Raw genomic sequence first — 25,029 nt, 5'->3', positions numbered from 1 at the left:
ACTCAACTCCCGGTCTCCTCGTGAGTTGCCTGCGAATCGATGGACTCGGGATCGCCTGCCGACTCGGCCAGCAATGTCCGCACCGCCGTTTCTAACTGCGGAAGTTTGTCTGTCAGGACCTGCCACACAAGGGCGTCGTCGACGTTCGCGTACCCGTGGATCAGGATGTTCCGGAAGGCCACGATCCGCGGTAGTTCGGGAACTTGCGCCGCCATGTCGGCGTGACTCTTCGCCAGCTGACTCAGCGCCTCCCCGACTATCTCGAATTGCCGTTCAACGGCCGAGCGCAGCAGCACATCATCCTGGTATTCCCTGAATGTTTTTCCGGCGGCAAATTGGCGCAGGAATCCCGCGGCGCGCAGCGCGTCCCAGAGATACTTTCGAGGATCAGGCTGCATAGATCGGTTCTCGCGTCTGCATGACGCGCTGTTTGAAGTACGGGTTGGCCAAGCCGGACGGTGTCACCACATCAACCGGTCGGCCGATGATTTTTTCGAGCCCTTCTTTGAGCGCGAAGTAGTGGTCGAAGTCTGGTCCCGCCTCGAACTCCGCGAGGACGTCGACATCGCTGGTATCGACGTTGAATGAGTCGCTGACAGCGGAGCCGAACACGTCCAAGCGACGCACCGAGAGCTCACGGCATAAATCCTGTATCTGGTGCCGCTTCGACTCGACCACCTCATGCACCGCTGTCACCTCCGTCGTCATATTCTGCCTGACCGACAGCCCGGCGCGCTGAAGGTCGTGGCTCAAGTCTGCAGAAGTGTGAGTTCTGGGCGGCGGATTCTGGCGCGTCAATCTGGCCCGTGACAGCAGCCGTGATGAGTGCCGACCGGCGCTCGCGAGCGAGTTCGATGAACCGCTCGGTCTCGGTGATTAGGGTGTCGATTTTTGCGGTCTGCTCGTCGAGGTACGAAGCTATGCGCCGCTGCTCGTCCAGCGATGGGAGCCAGATAGGTGTCGAGCGAAGTACAGGCAACCGCACGTTGCCAACCGTGGACCCGTTCGCAGCAAGCCGGAAGCGATCCTGCACACGATCCGAGTAGATCTGCCACATCAGGAACTCGCCGACGCAAGTACGATCATCGATCCTGAGTAGCACCATCCTTTGCCCCAGACAGATTTTGTGCGAGGGAACCATGCATGCTTCACCTGCGGGCGCTTCCCTGGTGAAGAGGATGTCTCCTATCCTTGGCGAACCGCCCGAGTTGCGCGCCGACCAAGTCTCACGATCAACACGTAAACCATTGCCAGGTCGGTATTTTCCGGCTCGAACCGAGGCCGTCCGTACCGCTTCATACTCACCTTCATCGCAAACGTCAGGCGTCGAGTGCAAGCAGTCGACAATGTCAAGGCACGCATAATGGACCCTGCTGTTGGGGGTTCTATCCATGAAGACGCCGGATACGAGGGCGTTCCGCCGCTCGCCAAGCATGTAGATTAGGCACTGCTGCTCGTCGATAAGCGTGTCAATACGGGACGTCTCGCGGTCGAGGTAGTCGGCGATGGCGCGCTGTGCCTCCAACGATTCGAGATCGATGCGGATCGAATGAAGATCGCTGATGTTGAGCCGCGGGGTCCGGACATTCCCCGTCTCGGTGCCTCCGATGCCGCGCACAAGACTGGCCATCTCGGCAACCATGGAACTACTGGTCAGAAAATAGTTGAGCCAGCGACGCTCGATCAACGGGGAGATCCGGAGAACCGCGTAGTCGGGGCTGACCATACCGGTTTCGGGTGCGACACCAAGCGCTCCTTGAAACGCGCGCATGCGGTTGACGGCGAGGTTTCCTGCGCAACAGACCTTGTAATTGGAGAGGTCCTCGGCCGCTGCGCGCGTGGGGGCGTCAGTTTGATCGCGGCGTTGGACGCCCTTCGTGATCGATACCGACAGAAGAGGCAGCGTCGTGGCCCGCTCGCCTGCACGATCATCGACCTCCTCGAGCAGCCACTTAAGACGTACCGACTTGGTCACCCTTCCACCTCCCGCAGCAAGTCCAAGATCTTAGCGACCTGCTTCTCCAGGTCGGCATCGATCTCCGCGAGCGGCCGCGGCGGCACGTACTTGTAGAAGTGTCGGGTAAATGGGATTTCGTACCCGACTTTGGTTTTCGCAGTGTCGACCCAAGCGTCCGGGACGTGCGGGCGCACCTCGGCTTCGAAGTATGCCTTGATCGTCGCGGCCCGGCCCGCGTCGCCGTCTCTGTTGCCGCCGTAGGTGAACGGAACGTTCTCGGTGTCCCGCTTCTTCGCATCCGGCTTCGGGTTCCCTTTGCGGTCCGTGACCGGATTGCCGTCCTCCTCCAGCAGCTGCCGTTCGACGGTGATCGTCCAGTAGGCGAAGTCATTGGCGGTGAACACCTTCGAGTAGTCAGGGTCGGCCTCGTCGAAGGCGTCGTAGAGGCCCAAGATGCGGTCGCGTGCCTTGGCGTCGACTTCGCGGTTCTTCGCGCCGAGGTTCTTGCGGATCTTCGTCCAGAACGAGGTCGCGTCGATCAATTGGATCTTGCCCACGCGCTCAGGGCGTTTCGTGTTATCTAGGATCCAGATGTAGGTGGCGATGCCGGTGTTGAAGAACATGTTCGTCGGCAGCGCGACGATCGCCTCAACCAGATCCGATTCCAGCAGCCACTGGCGGATCCTTGACGGGCCGGACTCGGCGGCGCCGTTGAACAGCGGCGACCCGTTCAGGACGATCCCGGCGCGGCCGCCACCCTCGTGCGTGGGCCGCATCTTGTGCGCAAGGTGGCACAGAAACAGCATCTGCCCGTCGCCGATGGACGGAAGACCGTGCGAAAAGCGGGAACCTGCGGCAAGCGCTTCCTTCTCGACGGCCGCGTGGGACGCCTTCCAGTCGAAACCGTAGGGCGGGTTGGACATGCAGAAGTCGAAGGTGCGGTCCCAGAACTGGTCGCCGGCCAGGGTGTCGCCCAGCCGAATGTTTCCGGCGTCCTGCCCTTTGGCGATCATGTCGGACTTGCAGATCGCGTACGACTGGTCGTTGATCTCCTGCCCATACAACCGCAGCCGGGCATCGGGATTGCGTTCCAGCAGGCGCTCCTCGGCGACCGACAGCATGCCGCCGGTGCCAGCGGTGGGGTCGTAGATGGTGCGGACGGTGCCGGGCTCGAGGAGGGCCTTGTTGTCCTCGGCGAATAGCAGGTCGACCATGAGCCGGATCGCATCACGCGGCGTGTAGTGCTCGCCTGCTTCCTCGTTGGATGCTTCGGCGAATTTGTAGATCAGGTACTCAAAGAGGTCGCCCATCTCGGCGTTGGGCACCGTGTCCGGGTGCAGGTCGACTTCGGCGAACTTCGAGGTCACCAGGTAGAGCCGGTTCTTCTCGTCAAGGGTTGCCAGCTCGTTTTCAAACTTGAACCGCTCGAACACGTCGATGTTGGCCGAGAACCCGGTGATGTAGTCAATCAGGTTGGCCCGCAGTCCCTCGGGATCCTCCAGCAGGCGGGCGAAGTCGAAGGCGCTGGTGTTGTAGAACCCGAGCCCCATCGTGCGTTTTACCTGGACATCCAGTGCTCCGCCGGTGCACTTGGCGGCCAGCGTCCGGACCTCGTCGCGACTGGGTTCGAGGACGCAGTCTAGGCGTCGCAGGATCGTGAACGGCAGGATTACCCCGCCGTACTGGTGCGGCTTGTATACGCCCCGGAGCTGATCCGCGATCCCCCACACGAAATTGCCCAGCTTGCTCAAAATCCGATCTCCCCTTCGCGCAAATGCGTCACCTAAAACGCTAACTACACCAGACCCGATCCATAGCTTGGTTGGCTACATCGTGCACTGCCCGGAGACTGGGCAGTCGATCATGGATAACAGCGGTTATCCACGATGGGCGAGTCTGGCCGAAGACGTCGAGCAATAGCGCCCGACGCCCGTGGATCGAAGCTGTTACTGATGAAGACAGTGCAGAAAAGACGGAAGCCCTCCCGGGAGTGACCACGCCCCGACATCGTCGTTGCCACAACGAAGACCCTCACGGTGGAGTTTCTGCTAAGCGTCGCGGTTGCCGCGGCATGACCGGGTGTTATCGGCGCGACTGACACGCGAAACGTGTTGCCGGCCAAGGCGATACAGCGCACAGTTATCGGCATGGCGCCGCGGCCACTAGATGGCCACAACAATCGCCGACAAGTTCCATCGACTACGCAGCCACACAAGCTGTCGAAGGAAACATGCGGCGGGAATGACTAAAGACCTGGCCGCGTAGCCACTGAACATGAGGCTCACGGCGACACGAAAGCGAGGCTCATGTGAGTTCAGGGAACGCTTCGTACTTATGACGGCGGTTGTCGAACGCAGGCTTGGTCCCCTCCAAGACGTTCAAAGCGAATTGTGCGACGTCGAGCTCAGCGATGCTTCCGCTGCTGACGGAAAATCGCAGATCTCGCAATTGGCAGTGGATGATCTGATCAGCATCGCCGACGATGGCGAGGTTTGCGTTGTGCGTGACTACGATGGTCTGACGCCGCCCGGCAGCCTCGTGAATCGCGGGAACAAGCTTCGATGCGATGGTTTCGTTGTCGAGGTTCTCCTCCGGCTGGTCGAGAAGCAGTGGTGTGGTACGACGGTCAACCACGAGGTAAAACAGCGCGAGCACGAGCCCGCGTTGGCCAGGAGACAGCTGCGATAGCGGTAAACCGTCGCCAGTCAGACCGAAGCGAACTTCTAGCCACGACAGGTCGAAGATGCTCATCAAGAACTCGTCCAACTCCGTAGTCCCTCGCAAGGCGTGAGCGGGGTTCCTGAACGGATCGTCAGGCTCCCCTCGTTCGTGTTCTAAGCGGACGAGGGCTTCCAACAGTTGCGGTGAGAGCTGGTCCCAACTCGTGTCCTCGATCCGCCGGGGCAGCTCGGCGAGCCAGTCGGTGAAATCGCCGTTGCGCCGACCGTCCAGGCTCCTTGGAATACTCCGCCAATTTGGCAGCATACGAAGCTCTGCGTTGAACTCAAGGCCTGCATTCCGAACGACCTCGGCTTGTGCAATGAAGTCAGACGCAGGTGCATAAAGGCTTTCTACGGCCTCGAGTTGGGCGCGGAGTGCGCCGTGTATGCGGCCGGCGTGCTTGTTGATCTGCTGGCGCAGGTTCTCCATCTCGGTGGGAGCTTCGGTGATACGAGTGCGTAGCGCCCGAAGGCCGCTGAGCGATTCTTCGTCGTTCTCGTCCCCAACCAAGGCCGCTACGCGTTCCTCTGATTGGAGGACTCGCTGACGCGCACGCTCGCGCGCGCTATCAGCGGCAGCGAGCGACTCTGCATTTTGGCGTCGTGCCTCCTCCTGCATTTCAAGGTCCCGAACCAGCGCGTCATGCTCGACTCTTGCCGCACCAAGATCTGCCTCGACGGTCGCGCGCCAGGCGTCATAGCGAATGAGGTTGATCGTCACGGATACGTACGGATCGCCAGCAGTAGTGAAAAAGTCCGCTGCCCGGGCGTTGAGCTCGGCGGCGTCCGTGCGGAGAACCTCTGCTTCTTGACCAATCGTCTCCATCGTGCTGATAGCCTGTCGAATCCGTGCCTGACGCTGTTCGTTCTCAGTCCGCTTGCTAAGCATTTCGGTTCGCGCAGATTCGATTTCCTCGGATCTTTGCTTAAGGGCTTCGAGTTCACCATCATCGCGACTAGCCAAGTCGATCTCGGCGAGCGCGGCCCTTGCAGATTCCAATGACGATTCGGCGGCTGCTACCTCGCTTTCCTTCAACGAAAGCCGTCCTTCGACTTCAGGCAGCCGATTTTCCGCGCGGAACGCGGCGATCGACACGTAGGAATTGATGGCTGCTCGGAGGTCGTCACGTAGGCGATTGATAGTGTCCTGCGATGCGCGCGTCTTTTGAGCGAGGAGCGCGTCGAACGTCTTCTGTCCTGACCTCTCTTCTTCTCGAATGTGCGTGAACAACACGACGCGCAGCTCGCGCTCGAACTCGTCGGCGTCGCCGGTGGCAGGGTCGATATTGCAGACACGTTCGACGAAAGCCTGCGGCAGGTATTCGACGTAGACGGGGGCAGCCCGATCGTGTTCGTCAGGAAGCTGAGCACGACGCGTCGTTCCAGTAGCCCACTCGAGCTCTGAGTAATACTCTCTGGCGACCTTCACACTTGTGGTGCTGAGGAAGCGCGTCGATGTGAGGAATGCAAATTCCCTATTGCGTGAGGAGTTGCCGGCAAGGGCTATGCAGTCGAGGAGGGCAGATTTGCCTTGGCCTTTGTTGCCCACGACCGCTATGAATCCGGTGTTGAGCGGGACCTCATAATCGAAGAGTTGGTGGTCTTCACTATCAGACTTCACAGTGACTTTCGATATGAATCGTTCCGGGTTCTTACGGATTCGAGCGAGAGCGAGCGGTTCAAGCCCTACGTAAACTCGGCGCTCGAACTCTCCAAGTGCGTATGCGAGTCCGGCGAGTGTCGGAGCGGTGTTCATCCATGTTTGACAGGCGCCCAGGCGCATGTGCTGGTCCGAATCTGCGAAGTAGTGGGCGTCGCTGCAGTCCAGAAGACGATCATTCACCTTGCTTGCGCGTAGAGACTCGACATTCGCCTTCCACCTGTTGGCGTCTTGAAATGCGGTAAAGATGAGGTCTGCGGAATTGATGACATTCTTCTTCGCGCCGATCGATTGATCCGTCCACTTGATATCCGCCCACTCAGTCTTACCCACTCCCAGCAGGGCCCTCCCTTTAAAATACGGGCCAGAGAGCACATTTTGAACATCCCCAAGTGAGACGTTGAGGTTGTTGAAGCCTTCGCGAAGGTCAGAACCGTACTTGCTGAGTTGGTCTTCGGGCACAGATTCCTTGACCTTGCTCCCGAGGTCAGCGAGCGAATCTTGGGTGATGACACCCTGCCACCCCAAAGACTCGTGCTCAGGGGAGAGTCTCAGCCTGGGTTGGAGCGCATTCAAGAACTGAGCTTGGATGACATCCGGGTCGAGTTCTGGATCGAAGACGACGTGAAGATTGACACGTGACAGTTTGCCTTCCGTACCGCCGAACTGGTCCAGGCGCATCTCGACCACCGGAAATATCGCGTCCAAGTTTGGGAACCTGCCGCTGCGCCAAGCTTCAAAAACACGCCGATACCCATCCAGGAACCAGTAATCATTAATCCCTATGACACCGATGTCTTCGGGCAGGTTCGCCAGTTCGGTGAGGTACCTTGACCAGATTTCATCGGTGTTGCCGCCATACTCCTGAACAATCGATGCCGGCGTATGAACGTGCAGATCCCAGATGCGCCATGCGGTGCCGCGTGCCCGCTCTGCCCCCGACCTTGCCACGGGTTGCCCTTTCGACCGACTCTTAACGCCAGCCAGCCGAGGCAGACGCGAGCCGCTACCAGTTCACGAGAGTTATCGTAGCGCCGTCGAGCTTCCTCCCCATGCGACCACGCCGACGGTTTGGTTTCGCGGGCTTGACTCCGACGGATACCAGCCGGCGACGAACAAACGGGGACTCCCGCCGAAAATACACCCGCTGAACCCGAAGACCTCCCGCGAGCGGTGGGTTTGCTGATCAGGCGATCGAAACACCGCCCGCGGTCGGCTAGGGTCCGTAAGCAGCTCGGGTGATGCCTGTTACGGGGCCTGTTGTCTCGTTGTTTTGCCGTAGCCGTCGGAGGTGCCGTCATGCTGGTTTTGGGAGTCAGCGCCAAAGACAAGGGGGCGCAGCTGGAGGCACTCCTTCATACCGAGCTCGAGAGCCAGGGCTACGGAAACGTGTACTCCAACGTCGTTGGATCCGGCGGTAACGAGCTCGACGTCGTCGGCGCACGCGAGGTCGGCGTAATGGGGGCATCCCACGTGATACCGCTTCTATGCGAAGCAAAAGCGTATGCAGACCCGGTTGACATGCCCACCTGGCAGAAATTTCTTGGGAAGCTCTTTCTCGAGCGAGCAGAGAAGCCCGCAACGGTCGGTATGCTCGTCGCCTTAAATGGCGTGAACGGCAACGTACGCGGCAGCTTCGCTTCGCTTGAGAAAACTGACGAGCGCGTCTTCATCTTTGACGGGAGGCAACTCCTGGGGAGGGCGTGCGAGGCCGGTGAGACCGCAACTGAAGACACAGTTCGCCTAGCCGTCGAGAACGAGTTCCGTAGTAGTACTTCGCGGGTGGAGGCCGCGTATTACGGCGGCGGCTACTTCTGGGTTGTCTGGTGGAATGATGAGGAGTACTCAGTAGTTGACGCTCACGGTAATCGCTTGCCCGCCAAGAAGGTTGAGAGTCTTCGTGAAGCGCTCGCCGGATCCATCAGCGGAATTTTGCTCGCTGCAGATGATGCCCAAGCGCGGGCGGAAGCACGTCACAGCATCAAGGCAGACCTCATAAACCGCTTGCTACAAGGTGACGTAATCACCCTCGATGACCCCGCTGATGACAAAAAGGAAGTATTCGTGTCGCTGATTGAGGAACCTTACGTTCGAACCGAAGGCAGCCGCATTAATTTAGTTCCGGCCATAGAACTCGACGCAACCAGCATCGCGAGGCTGTTCACCAGCCTGTTTGAGAACCGCGTTGCAGTGAAGCACCTCGGGTTCATGGTCGGCTGTCATCACGACCCCTATGTACAGCGACTCATTGATACGCTCCCAGAACGCCAAGCCGGGTTCCTTCTTCCTGAAGACGACGAGCGATCCCTTCGGGCCGTAGCACCGGTGTTCCCATCGGTGTGGGTCACGCTCGCACATCCCATTACGATGATCGCCGCGCATCGGGTCAGTGACCCTCATTTGACAAGCGAAGCCATCCTTGCAGCCGACCGCAACGCGTTCTGGGACGAGATCATCAGGGTCGTACGCGAGGACTTCACGAACATATTCCTGCGCGGCTTCCTCTACGATTACGTCGGTCTCGCCGAGATTGACGAGACCACCGAGGTGACGATCAAGTCGAAAGACGGCGTCGTTGGCACGATGGGGACCAAGACTCGCACCGCCGTCAGACAATTGGCTGAAGAATACGTCGGTGAGGCCCGCACTCGGCACGTACTTATCCGGATTCTGCCAACTGTGGGTGAGCCCTGGGATGATTCCCACCCCGACCCAGTTCCGATCGATTGAGCTCGAATGGACATCGCGGCCCGCACGCGAACGCCAACGGTTCGCTGCGTCCCTAATGCGTCGGATCCCGCGACGGCGGGGGCGAGCGCTATTCGGCACTCAATTCCCGGTCTCGAAGGACGAACCCTCTCGACCCAATTGTTTCTTGCCCCTTGTTGGTGCGGCCGAAAAGTGCAGGTAGTTCCGGAGCAGGCTCCTCAGAATTCAACCCGACACCCTTGTTGTAGTGACGGTTCGAGGCATTTCCACATGAGGCTTCACACGGCATCCGCAATAGCCCGAATGGGCACGTGCAGAAGCTGACTCAGATCGCAGGTTGGCATACCGTGACCTGATCCGGAGCCCAAAGTCAGCCTCACAAAGTGGCCCGAATCGGCCTGGCCCCAGCGCTCAGCGGGGGCACTGTAGGGCCTTGAAAGCGCCAAGCTGTCATCGTTTATTCATCGCGAATGACTGAGAAATGACCCAATCCGCTGGGTTTCGGTGGGATCATCGAGGCAGCTAATCCAATGCGGCACAGAACAGTTGCGCATTTTCCGGAGAAAGCGAGATTAGCCATTTCATAATCCGTTGGTCGCGGGTTCGAGCCCCGCCCGCCCCACTTCAATGGCGATTTTTCAAGATCAGATTTTCTTCTCATCGTTTATCGGGACCCGCTGACCTGTGCCCAGGCGTCACGGACGGCGCGTAGGGCGTCCCTCGCCGTCACCGTGAGACGGGTTTGGCCGGCGAGCTGGTTTTGCCATTCGGCCTCTGTTGGCGCTTTCGTGAAGTCGTGCGGGGCTGGCGGCTGGTTGGTCGGGCCGTAGCGCCGGTAGAGCTCCTCTACCGAGGCGTCGATGGCACCAAGGCCGCTGAGTGCCCAGAGGTCCCACAGGTCGCGGGCGGCGTGGCGGTGGACCCACGTCGAGGTCTTGGACGCGGCGAAGGCGGCAAGTGTGGGCACCGACAACTCGGCGGCGGGAGCATCGGCATAACGCTGAACAAGGGATCGCCGCTCGGTGGGCCACACCATTCGGCCCCGTGACGACAGCAGTTGGAGTCGCACCGTCAGTCCGTCGGAGGTACGACAGATTGCCGGGCGGGTGTCGGGGTCGTTGCTGAGTTCAGCGTCGAGGGTGAGTCGCCCGTGAGTGCGTGCGAGTGCGCGGGGCAGGGTGGCGTCCATATCGGCAGCGACGGACTTGCGGTCGCCGATTGCGATGAGGTCGATGTCCTCGCTCAGCCGCCCGTCCGGGAGGTGAGTGCGGGCGAGCGCTGTGCCGCCGATGAAGTGAATTCTGTCGCCGAAATCCCGGGACAGGAAGGCCAGGAGGTGAGAGATGAGGTGATCACGTTCGACCTGTTCGGTCGCGACGCCGAATTGTTCGGCCACGGCAGCCTTTTCGTCGCTGTTCACTGCTGCGCCCAGGCTCTGGCTCGTTTAAGCGATGCGCCACGGCGTTGTTCAGTCGCCAGGGTGCGCAGGCGGTCCGGGTCGCTGCGCTCGTACAGCGCAACGACGGCAGCCGCGACATCGATTTCGGCGTCGCCCAGTTCGGGGCGGTGGGCAAGGTCGAGAACCGTCTGCTCGGGTGTGGTCACCAGCGTCGGTCCGAGCTCAGTCTGGTAGCGCTCGGCGTCCAATGCGTGGGTGTTGCGTTTGACGAATCGGACGACGGCTGTGCGGTCGGATAACTCGATAGGGCGGTGTTGGGCAGGAACGGCCACGATGCCGGTGGCGAGCGCACGTGGAATCGCGCCGTAAAGCCGTGCGGCGCTGATGCCCATGATGACGATTTCGTCCGGTCCGTAGATCGCCGAAGCGATGCCTGCCGCAGCGGCTTCCAAGCCGGGCATCCAGTCGCGACCCACCATGGCCTGGGGGACGACGACGTAATAACCATCGGCCAGCCGGTGTATCCGTCCGCGTTTGTGGAGGCGCGCCACCTCGGCAGCAGGATGTGCGTAGGTGTGTTTCGCCTGCGCCGGACGGAAGGTACCGAGCGGATGCGCGGCCAAGCGAGTGGGGACCGCTGTGCTGTGCGTTCGGGCCACAATGACTCCTTCAGTACGCGGATCATAGGCTAAAAACCTATATAATGCATATTCGAATTCGATTGCCGCGGTTGTCACCGCCTATGCGGACCGTTCGGTCCAGAAGGTGGGCTACTGAGAGTGAATGCGCCCGCGACTCATCTAACGGCCCTGCGTCATCGACACGTGGCTGTGCTCGCGCAGGACCCCAGCTTCCAGGCCACCAACGCCGCCACCGAACGTGCCCCGGTCATCCCGCACAACCCGTCACGCTCAATCTCAGCCGCGATCTCCACAATCCGCCCGTCCAGGGCGTTACGCTGCCCGGCCAACTGCGCCAACTCCTCGAACAACACCTCCAAACGCTCCTTCGGAAGCGTCACCGCAGAGCCCACCGAGCCGATCGAAGACATAACCCCATCATCACAGCGGGGTACGACAACTCCATCATTCGACCGAATGATCCAGCGGGACAGCCGAATTGGCACCCAATCGAGCTATCCCTACGGTCTCACCGCAGCGGTCCAAGCGCGGCAGACACCGGCCACGCCGGAAGCAGCCCGGTGACCCCGACCAAAGCGAACTTGGGTTTCTAGCCGACGGCGTGGACACTAACCTGAGCAGCATCGGATTTCAGACGGCAAGCCGAGATGCCCAGTAGGAGTTCACCGTGCCGATATTCATGATCGAGCGCAACTACGCGGAGGCCCTGGAGCCCACGCTCGACGCCGTGGATGGGATCAATCGCATCAATGCGGAAGAGGGCGTCCGCTGGCTGTACTCGTTTCTGTCGGCGGACAAGCGAAAGACCTACTGCCTCTACGAGGCTCCCTCGCCGGAGGCCATCCGGACCGCGGCCGCGCGCGCCGGTCTTCCCGCCGACGTAGTCGTCCAGGTCACCGACCGCATCCTGCCGGACGGCGCATTCACCAACATCTGATGCTCAGAGCAGCTCGTGCTCGGTGGCGTACATTGCCGCTTGCGTCCGATTCGCGGCACCGGTCTTGAGCAGAATGCTGCGCACATGATTGGCGGCGGTGTTGGTGCTGATGTAGAGCCGCTCGCCGATCGCGCGATTGCTCAGCCCCTCGGCCAGTAGCCGCAGCACTTCAATCTCCCGGTCGCTCAGGCCGTCGAGGCCCATCGGACCCCCTGGGTGCGAGGCCAGCAGTGGATCCACCAAGTCAAGAACGCGGGTTTGGCCGATCGGCGCGGCAATCGCGCGTGCCTGGTCGGCAAGGCGCCGGGCCTGGTCACTGCGACCTACAGACGCGGCAAAGAGCGCGTGTCGGGCCAGCGTCTCCGCGACATGTACCGTCGCGCCCATCCGCTGGTCCATCTCGAGCGCCGCGGCGAACTGACGCTCGGCGGCGTCGGTGTCACCGGCAAGTGCCGCGACCCGCGCGAGATATCGGTCGGCGCTCCCGAACAGCGCGACGAATTGTCCGGCCGCCAGGTTCTTGCCGGCATAGCGGGCGACGAACGGCCGCAGCACGTTCACAGCTGCCCGATTGCCCAGCTCTAAGGCTGCCTCCAGCATGAATACCAGCTCCATCGGCCACTGCGCCTCCTCGACATGATCGGCGAGATTGCGGTTGAGGAGGTGATTGAGCGCGCGGGTCATGCCACGTTCGCAGCTGAGCTCGGTGTAAAGCGCAAGCAACCCGGGCACCCATCGGCCGGCGAATGTCTCGGTGCCGTCCACGAATCCAGCGAATCTCTTCAGGTCCCCGGTTTCGCGGCGAATCATGAACATTTGAGCCCCGTACGAGCCTTCTGTCTCGTCTGCGGCAAATTGGTAGCCCGTGTGCAACGCGATGTCCACCCACCGTTCGGCGCCGGCGAAGTCGCCCCGCAGATACGTCAGCGCCTGCACGCCGCACGCGTTGATGAAGCTGAAGAAAGGCTGCCCGCAGGCTTGCACCGCTCGCTGTAGCTCGGCGGCCGCGGCGGCCAGGTCGTCCGGGCGACCGACTACGTAGCAGACCACAGCGCGGAAATGCGACACCGAGCCGAGGGTGTCGTAGTCGCGAATTGATTGCGCCCCACGCAGAAGCTCGGCGGTCCGCTCCAGCTGGATGTCACACAACTCCGGACTGAGGCTTTGCCACAGGCTGGCGTGCAGCGCATGCACGAGGACCGCCGGATCGCCGAAGTCCCGAGCCAGATCGATGGCGCGAGTCCCGACTTCGCGGGCACGTGTCGCCTCACCGGCAAACGGCAACGCCCGTCCGAAACTGGCGAGTGCCTGTACATAGCGGGAGTCGTCGGTGTCCAAGCCGCACGTCTCCAATGCCGAGGCCAGCAGATCGGCGGCTTTCGAGCCGGCCAGGCCCGGACGCCAACTTGCGTTCTCGTACCCTACGGCGGCCTCCAGCCGGGTGAGCGGATCGTCCATCGCACTGAGGCGCTCATAGATGGCCCGGGCATGCGCGAAATCGCCGGAGCGCACGTGATTTGTCGCCGCTCCGAAATGAAGTCGAGCCCGATCTTCGGAACTGAGTTCGGGAAGCGACGCTGCCCGCTCGAACCATTTCGCCGCGTCCTCATACGCCAGGCTCCGCTCGGCTCCTTCGGCCGCTTTCCGCGCGTAATGCAACGCCTGATCGTGGTAGCCCAGCACGTGCGCAAGCAGGTAATGGTTGGCCACGCGGGGAACAACCGTTGGGTCGGCGCGCCCCTCCAATGCTTCGGCGGCCCGAGCGTGCATGATCCGTTGTCGCGACGCCGTCATCCCGTCGAGCGCGGCCTCACGGGTCAACGCATGCACGAACGCGAACTCGCCGTCAGAGCCAGGGACTGCCCGGATCAGCCCAACGGCTTGGGCCGAATCGACCGCCGCCAGCGTCGCCGCGAGATCGGACTCGCTGGTGGCGATCAGCGCCGGCAGGTCAAACACTTCGCCCAACACGGCCGCTTGTTCGATCACGTTCCGGACGCAGGTCCCTAGTCCGCGGAGCCGGCGGGCAATGACATCCCCAATTGATGCCGGGACGGTCTGGTGTGAACTCAGCGTGCCTAACCCATCCCAACCGCCCCGGATTTCCAGGTGGTTGCAGAGTTCGGTCAGGAAGAACGGATTGCCGCCGGTCTTGTCTCGCAGCAACGCCGCGGCCGTGCGCACCGAAGGCGGGCCCAGCCGCTGGGTTTGGCCGACGAACTCGGCGATCGCCTCGGTGTCCAGGCCCCCGAGATCGATACGCCGAACACCATCGAACCGGTGCAGTTCGGCCAGCCGCGTCGCGAGCTCTTCGGAGCGGTCCGGTTGGGTGGTGCGGAAGGTGACCACCACCAGCATGCGCACGTCCGTGCAGCCGATGAGCACGTGTTCGAGCATCGCCAGCGTGGGCACTTGCGCCCAGTGCATGTCCTCCAGGACCAACGCAATGGGGCGATCGAAGGCCAGCCGGCGCAGGAAGCCCGTCACCGCGTCGAAGAGGGCACGCCGCAGCGCGTCGACATCGTCGGCCGGCCCGATGTCGGGCAGATGCCGGCCCACCTGGGTTGTCAGCCGGCGCAGCTGTGGTCCCGCGCCCGCCAGCGCGTCTGCGAGCGAACCCGGCGGACTGGCGATCAGCAGACGATCCAGCGCCTCGGCGAACGGCGCGTACGGGACGTCAGCATCGGCCGTCGAGCTCCCGACGAGCACCGCGACGCCGTGATCGGCGAGCTTCCCGGCGACCTCGGCGGCCAGGCGCGTCTTACCGGCTCCTGGCTCGCCGCCGATGAACACCGCCTGACGCTTGCCGCCCTCGACCCGCTCCCAGGCCTGCTCGAACGCCGCGAGCTCGGCGGCACGGCCGACCAGCGGACCGCCGCGACGAGCGATCAGCTCTGCGGGGAGGGGCGGCGGCATCCACTGCGCCATGTCCATAACGTAGCCGCGGGGCGACCGGCCGGTCGATAGTCAGATCTGACTATGACCAGGTGCGGCCGAAGATGCCTAGTTGTGGTCATGACGGGCCACTACCTCGCCCCATAGCGTCGAGGCATGATGACCAGCATGGCAACACAGGGCCGGGATGCAAGCCACCCGACCGACGAACTGCGCAACCGGCTGGGCGCCGAGGTGATCCTGCCCAGCGACCCGGGATACGACGACGCCAGAGCGCTGCACAACGCGATGATCGACAAGCGGCCGGCAGTGATCGTGCGCTGCGGATCCGCCGCCGACGTCGCAGGCGCTCTGGAATTCGCCCGGAAGTCCAACCTGGCGGTCGCCGTGCGCGGGGGCGGCCACAACGGTCCCGGCTTCGGAAGCGTCGAGGGTGGCCTGGTCATCGATCTGTCGCGGATGAACCGGATCGAGGTGGACCCCGACCGCCGCACGGTGCGCGTTCAGGGCGGTGCGACCTGGGGGCAGGTGGACGCCGCGACCCACGCACACGGTCTGGCGACACCCAGCGGCATCATCTCCAGCACCGGCGTCGGCGGCCTCACCCTGGGCGGTGGCCACGGGTACCTGTCCCGCAAGCACGGCCTGACCATCGACAATCTGTTGTCGGCGGAGGTCGTGTTGGCCGACGGCCGCGAGGTGACTGCGTCCGAATCCGAGCATCCTGACTTGTTCTGGGCGCTGCGCGGCGGCGGCGGCAACTTCGGTGTGGTCACCTCGTTCACGTTCCGCCTGCATCCCGTGCACAGCGTGATCTGTGGACCCACGGCGTGGCCGGTTTCGGAAACCGCGGACATACTCGGCTGGTTCCGGGACTACCTGCCCACGCAAGACGAGGATCTGTACGGGTTCTTCGCAACCATGACCGTCCCGCCGGCGCCGCCTTTCCCCGAGGCCTTCCACCTGCACAAGGCGTGCGCAATCGTCTGGTGCTACACCGGAGATCCCGCACGCGCCGATGAAGCGTTCGCGCCGGTGCGGCAGCTGAAGCCGGCCTTCGACGGCCTCGGCGAGGCCCCTTATCCCGCGCTGCAGTCCACCTTTGATGCGCTGTATCCCAAAGGGCTGCAATGGTATTGGCGGGGCGACTTCTTCCGGACCATCGCCGACGGCGCGGTGGAGGCCCATGCCCGGTTCGGTGCGGAGTTGCCGACCATGCACTCCACCATGCACCTGTATCCGATCAACGGTGCGGTTCATCGGGTCGGCCAGACCGACACGGCGTGGGCCTACCGGGACGCCAACTTCTCGCAGGTCATCGCCGGGGTCGATCCGGACCCGGCCAACGCGGAGATGTTGAAGCGCTGGACCGGCGACTACTGGGACGCGACCCACCCGTATTCGGCGGGCGGTGCCTACGTGAACTTCATGATGGACGAGGGACAGGAGCGAGTTCGCGCCACCTACGGCCCGAACTACCGCCGGCTCAGCGAGATCAAGGCGGAATACGATCCGCGCAACGTCTTTCACATCAACCAGAACATTCGGCCTGCTTAGTCGGTCGCTATCGGCGCCACCGCGATAGCGACGACACACAACGAAATCACCTGAGCCGCATCAACTTAACGAGGTTGCGGCAGTCCGTGGCAGTGCACTGCCGGCCGGGCTGTAGCGCTTAGTTTCCAAAGCTCACCAGACCGATCGCGGTCTGGCAATCAAACCAACCGTCACGACTTCCGGGTCACGACGCATAGGGAGGTCCCGAAATGTCCTTTGTCACCGCGCTGCCGGAGGTAATGAGCACGGCCGCAACAGATTTAGCGGGAATCGGTGCTGCGCTGCACGAGGCCAACGCCGCCGCGGCGGTCCACACTACAAGCGTGTTGGCCGCCGCTCAGGATGAGGTTTCGATCGCCATTTCCGAGCTGTTCGGGACATTCGGTCAGGGGTATCAGAGCCTGAGCGCGCAGGCGGCGGCGTTCCATCAGCAGTTCGTGCAGGCCCTGTCCGGGAGTGCGGGCTCGTATGCGATGGCCGAATCCGCCGCCGCGCAGCCCCTGCAGAGCCTGCTCGACGTGGTCAACGCACAATTCGTGGCACAGACCGGGCGCCCGCTGGTGGGCAACGGCGCCAACGGCGCTCCGGGGACGGGACAAAACGGTGGGGCCGGCGGCTGGTTGATCGGCAACGGCGGGGCCGGCGGGTCCGGTACCTCGACCGCGGGCGCCGACGGCGGGGCGGGCGGTGCCGGCGGGGCCGGCGGGCTGTTCGGTAGCGGCGGGGCCGGTGGGGCCGGCGGCACCGCGACAACGGCCGGCAAGGCCGGTGGGGTCGGCGGGGCGGGCGGCAACGCCATGCTGGTCGGTTCGGGTGGCGCCGGTGGTGTCGGGGGCGCGTCGACAGACGGCGGCGGCGCGGCAGGTGGCGCGGGCGGGCGCGGCGGCAACGCCGGCCTGCTCTTCGGGGCTGCCGGGACAGGTGGCGCGGGCGGGTTCACCTTCGGTACCGCCGCCGGCGGGGCAGGTGGGGCCGGTGGAACCGGTGGGTTGTTCACCGACGGCGGGGTCGGTGGGGCCGGCGGGGCCGGCGCCTCGGGCGGGGCCGGTGGCGTCGGTGGCGACGGGGGGACGTTCGGCACCGGCGGAACGGGAGGCGCCGGCGGACAGGGCACCTCCACCACGGCCGGCACCGCCGGTGGGGCCGGCGGAGCCGGCGGTGCCGGCGGCACATTCGGGGCCGGCGGCACCGGCGGCAGTGGTGGTGGCAGCCTGGGCAGCGCAGGCGGGGCCGGTGGCACCGGTGGCAACGCCGGCATGTTCGCCCTCGGCGATGGCGGCGCCGGTGGCGCCGGCGGGGAAGGACTCAACAACGGCCAGACCGCGGGCGGCGCGGGCGGTGCCGGCGGGAACGCCGGCCTGCTCACCGGCAACGGCGGCGCGGGCGGTGCCGGCGGACTGGGCCGCACCACCGGCGGCACCGGCGGTGCCGGCGGCAACGCCGGCCAGCTGCTCGGCTCCGGCGGTACCGGCGGCAGCGGCGGCGCTGCTGTGACCACCGGCGGGACCGGCGGCGCCGGCGGCAAGTCCGGGCTGTTCGGCAACGGCGGCAACGGCGGCAACGGCGGGGCCGGTGTGACGACCGGTGGGACCGGCGGCGCCGGCGGCAACGGGGTGCTGATCGGCAACGGCGGCAACGCCGGCAGCGGCGGAACGGGCGTGGTCGCGGGTAAGGCCGGCGTCGGTGGCATAAGCGGGCTGCTGCTGGGCGCCGACGGCTTCAACGCACCCCTGAGCGGCAACCCGTTGCACATCCTGCAGCAAGACGCTCTGAACATCGTCAATCAGCCCGTCCAGGCACTGACCGGGCGTCCCCTGATCGGCAACGGCGCCAACGGAACTCCTGGAACCGGAGCTGCCGGCGGGGACGGCGGCTGGTTGTTCGGCAATGGCGGCAACGGCGCGCACGGCGCGACCAACACCGCCGCCGGTGGGGCCGGCGGGGCGGGCGGCGCCGGTGGGGCCGGGGGCGTCTTGTTCGGGAACGGCGGCGCCGGTGGGGCCGGCGGCATTGCCAACGGAGCCGGCGGCATTGGCGGCACCGGCGGTGCCGGCGGGTCAGCCCTGATCAACGGCGCCGGCGGTACCGGCGGCGCGGGCGGGCAGGCCATCAACGCCGGCAAAGGCGGAGCGGGCGGGCGCGGCGGCAACGCCGGCTTCCTCGCCGGCGCAGCCGGCACCGGCGGGCACGGTGCCGGACCCGGGGCCACCGGTGTGGGCGGGGCCGGCGGGACCGGCGGACTGTTCGCCAACGGTGGCGTCGGCGGGGCCGGTGGACCCGGAGCAGCCGGTGGGGCCGGCGGTAACGGGCTGGCATTCGGCGACGGTGGTACCGGCGGGGCCGGGGGGCTTGCCGGCAACGGCGGGAACGGCGGGACCGGCGGGCTGTTCGGCGCCGGCGGCACCGGAGGCGCGGGCGGGTCCGGCGGCAATAACGGCGGAGCCGGCGGGGCCGGTGGCAGCGCCGGTGCACTGTCCTTCGGCGCCGGAGGTGCGGGCGGCTCCGGTGGAGCCGGCACGCTGACCGGCGGGGCCGGCGGGGCCGGAGGAAACGCCAGCCTGCTGTTCGGCTCTGGCGGCGCGGGCGGCGCGGGCGGTCATGGCGGTGCCGGCGGCAGCGGCACCCAGCAAGGCGGCGCCGGAGGTGCCGGCGGCAACTCCGGCCTGCTCGCCGGCTCGGGCGGCGCGGGCGGGGCCGGCGGATCCGGCGCCAACGCCAATGGCAACGGGACCGGCGGCGCAGGCGGCAACGGTGGCAAGGCCGGGGCCACCGGCAGCGGCGGCGACGGCGGCGCCGGCGGGTTCGGCGCCACCACCGCGGGCAAGGGTGGAAACGGCGGCAACGCCGTGCTGATCGGCGACGGCGGCAACGGGGGCAACGCCGGCAAGGCCGGCGGCACGGCCGGAACCGGCGGCACCGGCGGGCTGCTGCTCGGCAACAACGGAAACAACGGGAAGGCGTAGCCGGCACTGTTGCGGCCGAGCCACGCCTGGCCGAGATTCAGCCGATCTGGACGGCGTCCCCGCGACGCCGTCCAGATTCGACTTGGAGCGACGGGCAGCAACACCACTACCCGCCAAGCGCGCAGTCGGCAGCCATCACCGCCCGTGCCTGTTTGACCAGAGACTTCCATCGGTGCTGTACGTGCTGGATGTTGAGTGGGGGCTGCAACCGGGCAAGCACGACCTTCTCCACATCCCCCAGCGCAATCCCCGCCGCCGGCATCTCCCAGTACGTCGCGAGCAGGTTTGCCCGCATCCAGTTGCTCAGTACCGCGTCCTGGTCCGCCGACAAGCCGAAGCTGGCCGACTTCTGTGGGTGAATCGGGTTGCGGTAGCGCCCCCGCAGGCCGAGTGGCGTTCGCAGCAGTGCCGAGAGTGAGCGCCGTAAGGTCGACGAGCCGGTGATGCTGTTGCCGCCTCCCGGGGCAAACCCGAAGTGGGTAGCGACATCTCGGCTGGATAGTGAGCGCTCGGCCTTGCCGACATACAGCGGTCGGTCGTTCGGAGGGTCGCCGAGTGTCAGCGTCCGCCACACGTCGGCGGAGCCGTAAACCGCATATAATCCAGGGCGCTGCGGCCAAGAGTTGACCGACCGTGCTGTGATAGCGGCTCGTCCCCGGCCGAGTTCCGAGACGGCCGCAGCCCCGAGTTCGGCAGCAGTCGCGATGGGTCGACTGTAGCCAGCGTCCACCCACCCGGCGGCTGACCCGTTGGCGTCAGCCGCCGGGCGACGGGCATGATGAGCGAACGCCCGATTTCGAGGAGCCGAGAACGCATGCGGAAGATCGCCGTCAAGATCTTCATCATGTTGGCGCTGTCGTCGCTCTCGCTGTGTGCCGCGGCGTACTCACCGGTTGCCACTCACATTCGTTCCGCACCGCCCGAGCGCGTGGAGCTATCGAACGATTGGACGCTGTCGCCGGCAGAGAAGATTCCGGAAAATGGCGACGCTCTGTCTCTTTCGGACGATGACGCCGCCACATCGTACAAAGTCGGCCGCATGCCGGCCACGGTCTTGGAGATACTTCGGGAGAACGGTGTCTACCCGGATCTGTATGTAGGTGCCAATCTTCGCGATGAGGTCCCGCAGGATCTGTATCGGCACGATTGGTGGTACCGCACTCGGTTCACCGCTCCGGCTGGCCGGACGACCTACTTGCTGGGATTCCCCGGCATCAACTACCGCGGCGAAATCTGGTTGAACGGCCAGCTGGTAGCCGACCGCACACAAGTCGTCGGTATGTACGTCGCTCATGAGTTCGACGTGACGCCGTTGATTCGGCCCGGGCAGTCCAATGTTCTGGCCGTGAAGGTAACGCCGGAGCGTGCGCTGCAGGATGTGGACGGCGTCGAGCTGGCCGACAGTTGGAACGACTGGATCAACTGGGACTACCTGGGCCTTCCGTCGCCCGATCACGATCCGGACCGGCGAGGTACCTCGTTCGTTCCCGACCGCAACGCCGGCATCTGGAAGCCGGTCTACCTGAAATCGCTGGGAGCCGTCGGAATCGGTTCGGCCACCGTCAATTCAGAACTCCCGCTACCGCGCACCGACAGCGCGCGCTTGACCATCCGCGCCGACGTTCACAACTACTCCTCCCAGCGTGCACGAGGTGTTCTGCGCGCCACGATCACCCGTCCGGACAATTCCACGATTCACGCCGAGCAGGCGGTCGCCCTCGCGCCTGGCGAGCAGCGGCAGCTCACCCTCACGCCAGATTTGTTCCCGCAATTGACCTTTCAGAACCCGGAGTTGTGGTGGCCGTACACTATGGGCCGGCCGACTCTGCACGACCTCCGGTTGGAGCTACGGGTCGACAATCGACTGAGCGACGCCAGCGAACTTCGCTTCGGCATCCGGACCGTTGCCCAGCATCGCGACGAAGGGTTCTCCGGCGACGGCGGAGACTTCTATCTGTCAGTCAACGGAAAGAACTTTCCGATCCGCGGAGCGGCCTACACGCCCGACCTGCTCTTCAGGTACGACCCGGGGCGGGAATCTGCGATCCTGCACTACGCAAAAGACATGGGCCTCAACATGCTAAGGCTTGAGGGCAAACTCGCCAGCGACCATCTTGTGGCCGAGGCCGACGAGCTCGGCATTCCGCTCATGGCCGGATGGATGTGCTGCAACCAGTGGGAGAAATGGGAGCAGTGGGACCCCGAAGATGACCGAGTGGCGATGGCCAGCCTGCGTTCCCAGATTCAGTCGCTCCGATCGCACCCGTCGGCGTTCATCTGGGCAAATGGCAGCGACGGCCTTCCGCCGCCCGACATCCGCGCCAGATACCGGTCCATCCTCGGCGAATTGCATTGGCAGAACGCCACTGTCGATACCGCCTCGCTGCAGGCCCGAGATGGCGACGGCGTGGCGCAATGGGACGGAATCGATATGGCGGGACCGTACACGTGGCGACCGCCGACCTACTGGTTCAGCCGCCGATATGGCGCCACCTGGGGTGCATCCGCCGAACAGGGCAGCAATGAACAGATTCCCCCGTTCGCCAGCCTGCGGAAGTTCATTCCGCCAGACAAGTTGTGGCCCATCAACGAAACCTGGTACTTCCACGCCGGTGCGCAGCCGAAGAACGCGGCGTTGCTCAGCGCCCAGCGATCGATCGGCATGCGCTACGGTGCGTCCGACAGCGCCGAGATGTTCGCCGCGAAAGCGCAATTGGCTCAATACGAGTCCGCGCGTGCGCAGTTCGAGGCCTTCGCCGCCGCGGGATGGGACAGCCACAAGATGACCATCTACTGGATGCTCAACAGCCACTGGCCCTCGTTCTTCGGGCAGCTTTTCGATTACTACCTGCGACCGGGGGGCGCCTATTTCGGAGCGAAGAAGGGGCTGCGGCCGCTTTCCGTGGTATTTGATTCGTACGCCGGGGGCAACGGCAGCCCCGGGCGCATCAGTGTCGTCAATCAGACTCAGCACGACGAGGACGAGCTACTTGTCCGCGCCCGCGTCTACGACCTGCAGGGGATGTTGCAGACCGACCGAATCTCACAGCGCCTGAAGGTATCCGCGGGCGACGCTGTGGAAGCGCTGTCGATACCCCGCGGGGTCACCAACTCGCCCGTCTTCTTCGTTCGTTGTCAATTGATTCGCCGGTCCGGCGAGGTCGTCGCGGAGAACGTGTACTGGCAGTCCCAGCAGCCCGATGACGTGGGGGACCCGGACAATGACCGCGCGTTCGACTCGATGCAGGCGAGTTGGGCGGACATGACCGCCGTGAATTACCTGCCGCGCGTGCCGCTGGACGTCACGGCGCGGTCGACCCACGGGGGAGTGGTGATACGGCTTCACAACCCCACGCCGAACGTCGCGTTCTTCGAGCGTGCCGAGGTCTTGTCCGCCCGCGACGGTGACGAGATCCTTCCGATCGAGTACGACGACAACTACGTGACCGTGTTTCCCGGAGAGACCATCGAGATCCGCGGAACTACCGCGGGGCAGGGTTCGTCGGCGAACTGGGTACGAGTCACCGGACACAACACGTCGCCGGTCACCGTGCCGATCGCATAGCCCGTGCGTCAAACTCGATTGCGCGCCGGCGAGAATCGCTCGAGCTGTGTTGGCGGCCCCTCTGCTGACGGCGGCGGCACCAGTGCGGCGATACCGTCGATCACGCTGGTGACCGTCCGGCTGCGACGGTCAAGGTTCAGGGTGCCGTGTTGGAAATTCTGCGCGATCCACTCAGGCTCCTGAATTTCGGCGCTGGTCGGCAGGCCGAGCGCACTGTGTTCGTAACCCAGGGCGCCCCACGCCGCGTAGAGGGAGCCGGTGACGGGCTGTGCTCCACTGGCCGGGGACCAGTACATCGCTCCCTTGTCGAAAATGACATAGCGCGCCCTGCCCGCCCCTTGCGATTCCGGTGACTTCGGCGCGCCGAGTGCGCTATTCATGCCGCCCATCGCCTGCCACCGCTCGTAGATGGCGGTACCTCCCAACGACAGCGCCAGATCCGAGGGACTGGGGCGGTTGGTGAATTGCGCGGCGACGTCGCGAATCTGGGCCATCAACGCATATCCGATCTTGCCTGGGCAGTCGGTGTCGCTGACGTCGCGGTGGGCAAAAATGGAGGGCAGGTTCACGACGGCGCCGCGCGGGACGCGGGTGTAAAGCCCCCCGTCGGAGGTCAACGCCGTACTGCCCTTGGGGTCAATGCCATCCATGGCCAGCCGCCATCCGAGCAAGCGCCCGACGGTGCGCACTTGGACCGGAGTGGGGGACATCGCGTCGAACTCGCCGATCATGCACACCGCCCACGTCTTGCGGTTGAATCCGCCGGTGTGAGTGCCTTGAACCGGTCTGGTCATCCCGCCGAACCGGCCCTCGAAAACTTGGCCGTACTTGTCGACCAAGGCGTTGTAGGCGATGTCCGGCCAGTTCAGGGTCCGGGTGTGGTAGGCATAGATCGACCGCACGATTGCCGCCGAATCCTGCGGCGCGTAGTCGTTGACGGTGGCCGTGTGGTGCACGACGCCGGCTTGTATCCCGCTGTCATACACCGGTGCTCGGCTGCGAAGCGACTCGTTGGCGCCCCACTGCGCACGGCTGATGATGCTGGGTGCCTGGCCAGGGACTTCGACCGCCGCAACCAGGACCGGATCCGCACTCGCGATCGGAGGTCGGACCAGGGCTGGGGCGGCGGTGCCCAAACCCAGCACAACTGGCGCCGCCGCAATGTATTTGAACACATCACGGCGTGAAACAGCGGGTGTTGCTGAGCACCCGCACGAAAACGGCACGGCAACACCGTACTCGCGTCGGCGATATTTTTGACGCGACCCGCCGCACCGGAAGTCGTTTGAACACACGGTTTTCTGTGGTTCGACCGGGCTTGCCGCACTCATCTTCGTCGGACACAGAGGTGAGGTAACCGATTGCGCCGTAATGACATACGGATAATGTCGGTCTACGGGTAGAAATTCATGCGAGCCGACGCGAGTCAGGTTGAGCACCTGCGCAGATCGTTCGTCACGGGTTTGATGCCCCGCGCCGCCGATCATGTTTCGCTTCATGGCCTCGAATTGCGCTGAACGGCTCACGGGCCGCTGCGGATGGTCTCCATGAAAGGCCCGGATACCCCGCTTTTGTGCTATAGCAAAGCTATGACGTAACGATTCCGGCTCGCAGGGAGGACGCCAGATCATGATCATCGCAAGACACCTTGTGTCCGTTGCCGTGCTCGCGGGGTGGATAGTAGTCGGGTCACCCGGCATCGCGTCGGCCGCTCCGGCGCTGAGCGGCCACTACATCGCCACGGTGACCTCGGAAGCCGGTGAGACCACTAGCAGCGACTGGTACTTCACACCATGTGGTGAGGCCTGCGCTTCGGTGGCCGGTTCACCCGGTGGACCGGTCTTCGGCCATGCGCGGCTGGCAGACGGGCACTGGACACTGGTTTGGCACTCTGACGCCTTCTGTCCGTCCGGTACACGGGTTCCCGGGGCCTATGCGAGCTATGCTTCCTGGGATGCGAATTCACTTGCAGGCAAGGACGAATCGGGCATACTCATGCCGATTTGCGGGTCCGGAGGCAGGCCGG

General features: G+C 64.3%; 14 protein-coding genes and 3 pseudogenes. 6 read left to right on the top strand and 11 right to left on the bottom strand.

The features are described 5' to 3' along the window. Positions 1 to 2 precede the first annotated feature (2 nt). From AC5Y7D_RS01785 to AC5Y7D_RS01765, 5 genes are all read right to left on the bottom strand, one after another. On the bottom strand, positions 3 to 398 hold the full coding sequence (locus tag AC5Y7D_RS01785) for a HepT-like ribonuclease domain-containing protein (RefSeq protein WP_499920853.1): 396 nt from the start codon (positions 396 to 398) through the stop codon (positions 3 to 5). Continuing rightward, positions 388 to 687, bottom strand: a complete 300-nt coding sequence (locus tag AC5Y7D_RS01780; RefSeq protein ID WP_463842661.1) for a nucleotidyltransferase family protein — start codon at positions 685 to 687, stop codon at positions 388 to 390. Before AC5Y7D_RS01780 ends, AC5Y7D_RS01785 begins: the two co-directional genes overlap by 11 nt. Beyond that, positions 680 to 1,975 carry a restriction endonuclease subunit S gene (locus AC5Y7D_RS01775; RefSeq protein WP_463842660.1) on the bottom strand — a complete coding sequence of 432 codons (1,296 nt, stop codon included), beginning with the start codon at positions 1,973 to 1,975 and terminating at the stop codon, positions 680 to 682. The genes AC5Y7D_RS01780 and AC5Y7D_RS01775 overlap by 8 nt, the downstream gene beginning before the upstream one ends. Beyond that, complete coding sequence (locus AC5Y7D_RS01770; RefSeq protein WP_463842659.1) at positions 1,972 to 3,708, bottom strand: type I restriction-modification system subunit M; 1,737 nt, start codon at positions 3,706 to 3,708, stop codon at positions 1,972 to 1,974. Before AC5Y7D_RS01770 ends, AC5Y7D_RS01775 begins: the two co-directional genes overlap by 4 nt. A gap of 553 nt (positions 3,709 to 4,261) precedes the next feature. Next, on the bottom strand, positions 4,262 to 7,288 hold the full coding sequence (locus AC5Y7D_RS01765) for a TrlF family AAA-like ATPase (RefSeq protein WP_499920852.1): 3,027 nt from the start codon (positions 7,286 to 7,288) through the stop codon (positions 4,262 to 4,264). A 348-nt stretch (positions 7,289 to 7,636) separates the two neighbouring features. Here AC5Y7D_RS01765 and AC5Y7D_RS01760 point away from each other — a divergent pair, with 348 nt between their 5' ends. Further along, positions 7,637 to 9,067 (top strand): hypothetical protein, encoded by a 1,431-nt coding sequence (locus AC5Y7D_RS01760; protein WP_499920851.1) that lies wholly within the window; start codon positions 7,637 to 7,639, stop codon positions 9,065 to 9,067. A 643-nt stretch (positions 9,068 to 9,710) separates the two neighbouring features. On the opposite strand, the gene AC5Y7D_RS01755 is transcribed toward AC5Y7D_RS01760, so the two are convergent. The 3 genes and pseudogenes from AC5Y7D_RS01755 to AC5Y7D_RS01745 all read right to left on the bottom strand — a co-directional run. Then, entirely contained in the window at positions 9,711 to 10,466 is a 756-nt protein-coding gene (locus AC5Y7D_RS01755) for a nucleotidyl transferase AbiEii/AbiGii toxin family protein (RefSeq protein ID WP_499920850.1), read from the bottom strand. Beyond that, the gene (locus AC5Y7D_RS01750) at positions 10,463 to 11,104 is read right to left on the bottom strand and encodes a type IV toxin-antitoxin system AbiEi family antitoxin domain-containing protein (RefSeq protein ID WP_499920971.1); all 642 of its coding nucleotides are present in this window, start codon (positions 11,102 to 11,104) and stop codon (positions 10,463 to 10,465) included. Before AC5Y7D_RS01750 ends, AC5Y7D_RS01755 begins: the two co-directional genes overlap by 4 nt. Positions 11,105 to 11,271: 167 nt before the next feature. Next, positions 11,272 to 11,496 (bottom strand): annotated as a pseudogene (locus AC5Y7D_RS01745) (DUF222 domain-containing protein); the annotation flags it as partial. Between the two features lie 257 nt (positions 11,497 to 11,753). Here AC5Y7D_RS01745 and AC5Y7D_RS01740 point away from each other — a divergent pair. Then, positions 11,754 to 12,023 (top strand): DUF4242 domain-containing protein, encoded by a 270-nt coding sequence (locus AC5Y7D_RS01740; RefSeq protein WP_499920849.1) that lies wholly within the window; start codon positions 11,754 to 11,756, stop codon positions 12,021 to 12,023. A gap of 3 nt (positions 12,024 to 12,026) precedes the next feature. On the opposite strand, the gene AC5Y7D_RS01735 is transcribed toward AC5Y7D_RS01740, so the two are convergent. Next, positions 12,027 to 14,951 carry a helix-turn-helix transcriptional regulator gene (locus tag AC5Y7D_RS01735; protein ID WP_499920848.1) on the bottom strand — a complete coding sequence of 975 codons (2,925 nt, stop codon included), beginning with the start codon at positions 14,949 to 14,951 and terminating at the stop codon, positions 12,027 to 12,029. A 126-nt stretch (positions 14,952 to 15,077) separates the two neighbouring features. Here AC5Y7D_RS01735 and AC5Y7D_RS01730 point away from each other — a divergent pair, with 126 nt between their 5' ends. From AC5Y7D_RS01730 to AC5Y7D_RS01720, 3 genes and pseudogenes are all read left to right on the top strand, one after another. Next, on the top strand, positions 15,078 to 16,475 hold the full coding sequence (locus AC5Y7D_RS01730; protein ID WP_499920969.1) for an FAD-binding oxidoreductase: 1,398 nt from the start codon (positions 15,078 to 15,080) through the stop codon (positions 16,473 to 16,475). A gap of 209 nt (positions 16,476 to 16,684) precedes the next feature. Continuing rightward, positions 16,685 to 16,903, top strand: a pseudogene (locus tag AC5Y7D_RS01725) (PE family protein); the annotation flags it as partial. A 1,353-nt stretch (positions 16,904 to 18,256) separates the two neighbouring features. Beyond that, positions 18,257 to 18,349: pseudogene (locus AC5Y7D_RS01720) on the top strand (PE family protein); the annotation flags it as partial. Between the two features lie 1,195 nt (positions 18,350 to 19,544). On the opposite strand, the gene AC5Y7D_RS01715 reads toward AC5Y7D_RS01720, so the two are convergent. Next, complete coding sequence (locus tag AC5Y7D_RS01715; RefSeq protein WP_499920847.1) at positions 19,545 to 20,012, bottom strand: GIY-YIG nuclease family protein; 468 nt, start codon at positions 20,010 to 20,012, stop codon at positions 19,545 to 19,547. A 240-nt stretch (positions 20,013 to 20,252) separates the two neighbouring features. Between AC5Y7D_RS01715 and AC5Y7D_RS01710 the strand changes: the two genes are divergently transcribed. Then, positions 20,253 to 23,003, top strand: a complete 2,751-nt coding sequence (locus AC5Y7D_RS01710) for a glycoside hydrolase family 2 protein (RefSeq protein ID WP_499920846.1) — start codon at positions 20,253 to 20,255, stop codon at positions 23,001 to 23,003. 8 nt (positions 23,004 to 23,011) lie between these two features. On the opposite strand, the gene AC5Y7D_RS01705 is transcribed toward AC5Y7D_RS01710, so the two are convergent. Beyond that, on the bottom strand, positions 23,012 to 24,640 hold the full coding sequence (locus AC5Y7D_RS01705) for an N-acetylmuramoyl-L-alanine amidase (protein ID WP_499920845.1): 1,629 nt from the start codon (positions 24,638 to 24,640) through the stop codon (positions 23,012 to 23,014). Between the last annotated feature and the right edge of the window lie 389 nt (positions 24,641 to 25,029).

The sequence above is a fragment of the Mycobacterium sp. NGS49 genome (genome assembly GCF_059812565.1).
This window is presented reverse-complemented; position numbering and strand designations above follow the sequence as displayed.

What these genes read in the sequence shown, in the direction of transcription:
- AC5Y7D_RS01760 (WP_499920851.1), top strand. Translation starts at nt 7,637, where the DNA reads ATGCTGGTTTTGGGAGTCAGCGCCAAAGACAAGGGGGCGCAGCTGGAG.
- AC5Y7D_RS01735 (WP_499920848.1), bottom strand. Translation starts at nt 14,951, where the DNA reads ATGGCGCAGTGGATGCCGCCGCCCCTCCCCGCAGAGCTGATCGCTCGT.
- AC5Y7D_RS01705 (WP_499920845.1), bottom strand. Translation starts at nt 24,640, where the DNA reads ATGATCATGATCTGGCGTCCTCCCTGCGAGCCGGAATCGTTACGTCAT.
- AC5Y7D_RS01785 (WP_499920853.1), bottom strand. Translation starts at nt 398, where the DNA reads ATGCAGCCTGATCCTCGAAAGTATCTCTGGGACGCGCTGCGCGCCGCG.
- AC5Y7D_RS01730 (WP_499920969.1), top strand. Translation starts at nt 15,078, where the DNA reads ATGACCAGCATGGCAACACAGGGCCGGGATGCAAGCCACCCGACCGAC.
- AC5Y7D_RS01710 (WP_499920846.1), top strand. Translation starts at nt 20,253, where the DNA reads ATGCGGAAGATCGCCGTCAAGATCTTCATCATGTTGGCGCTGTCGTCG.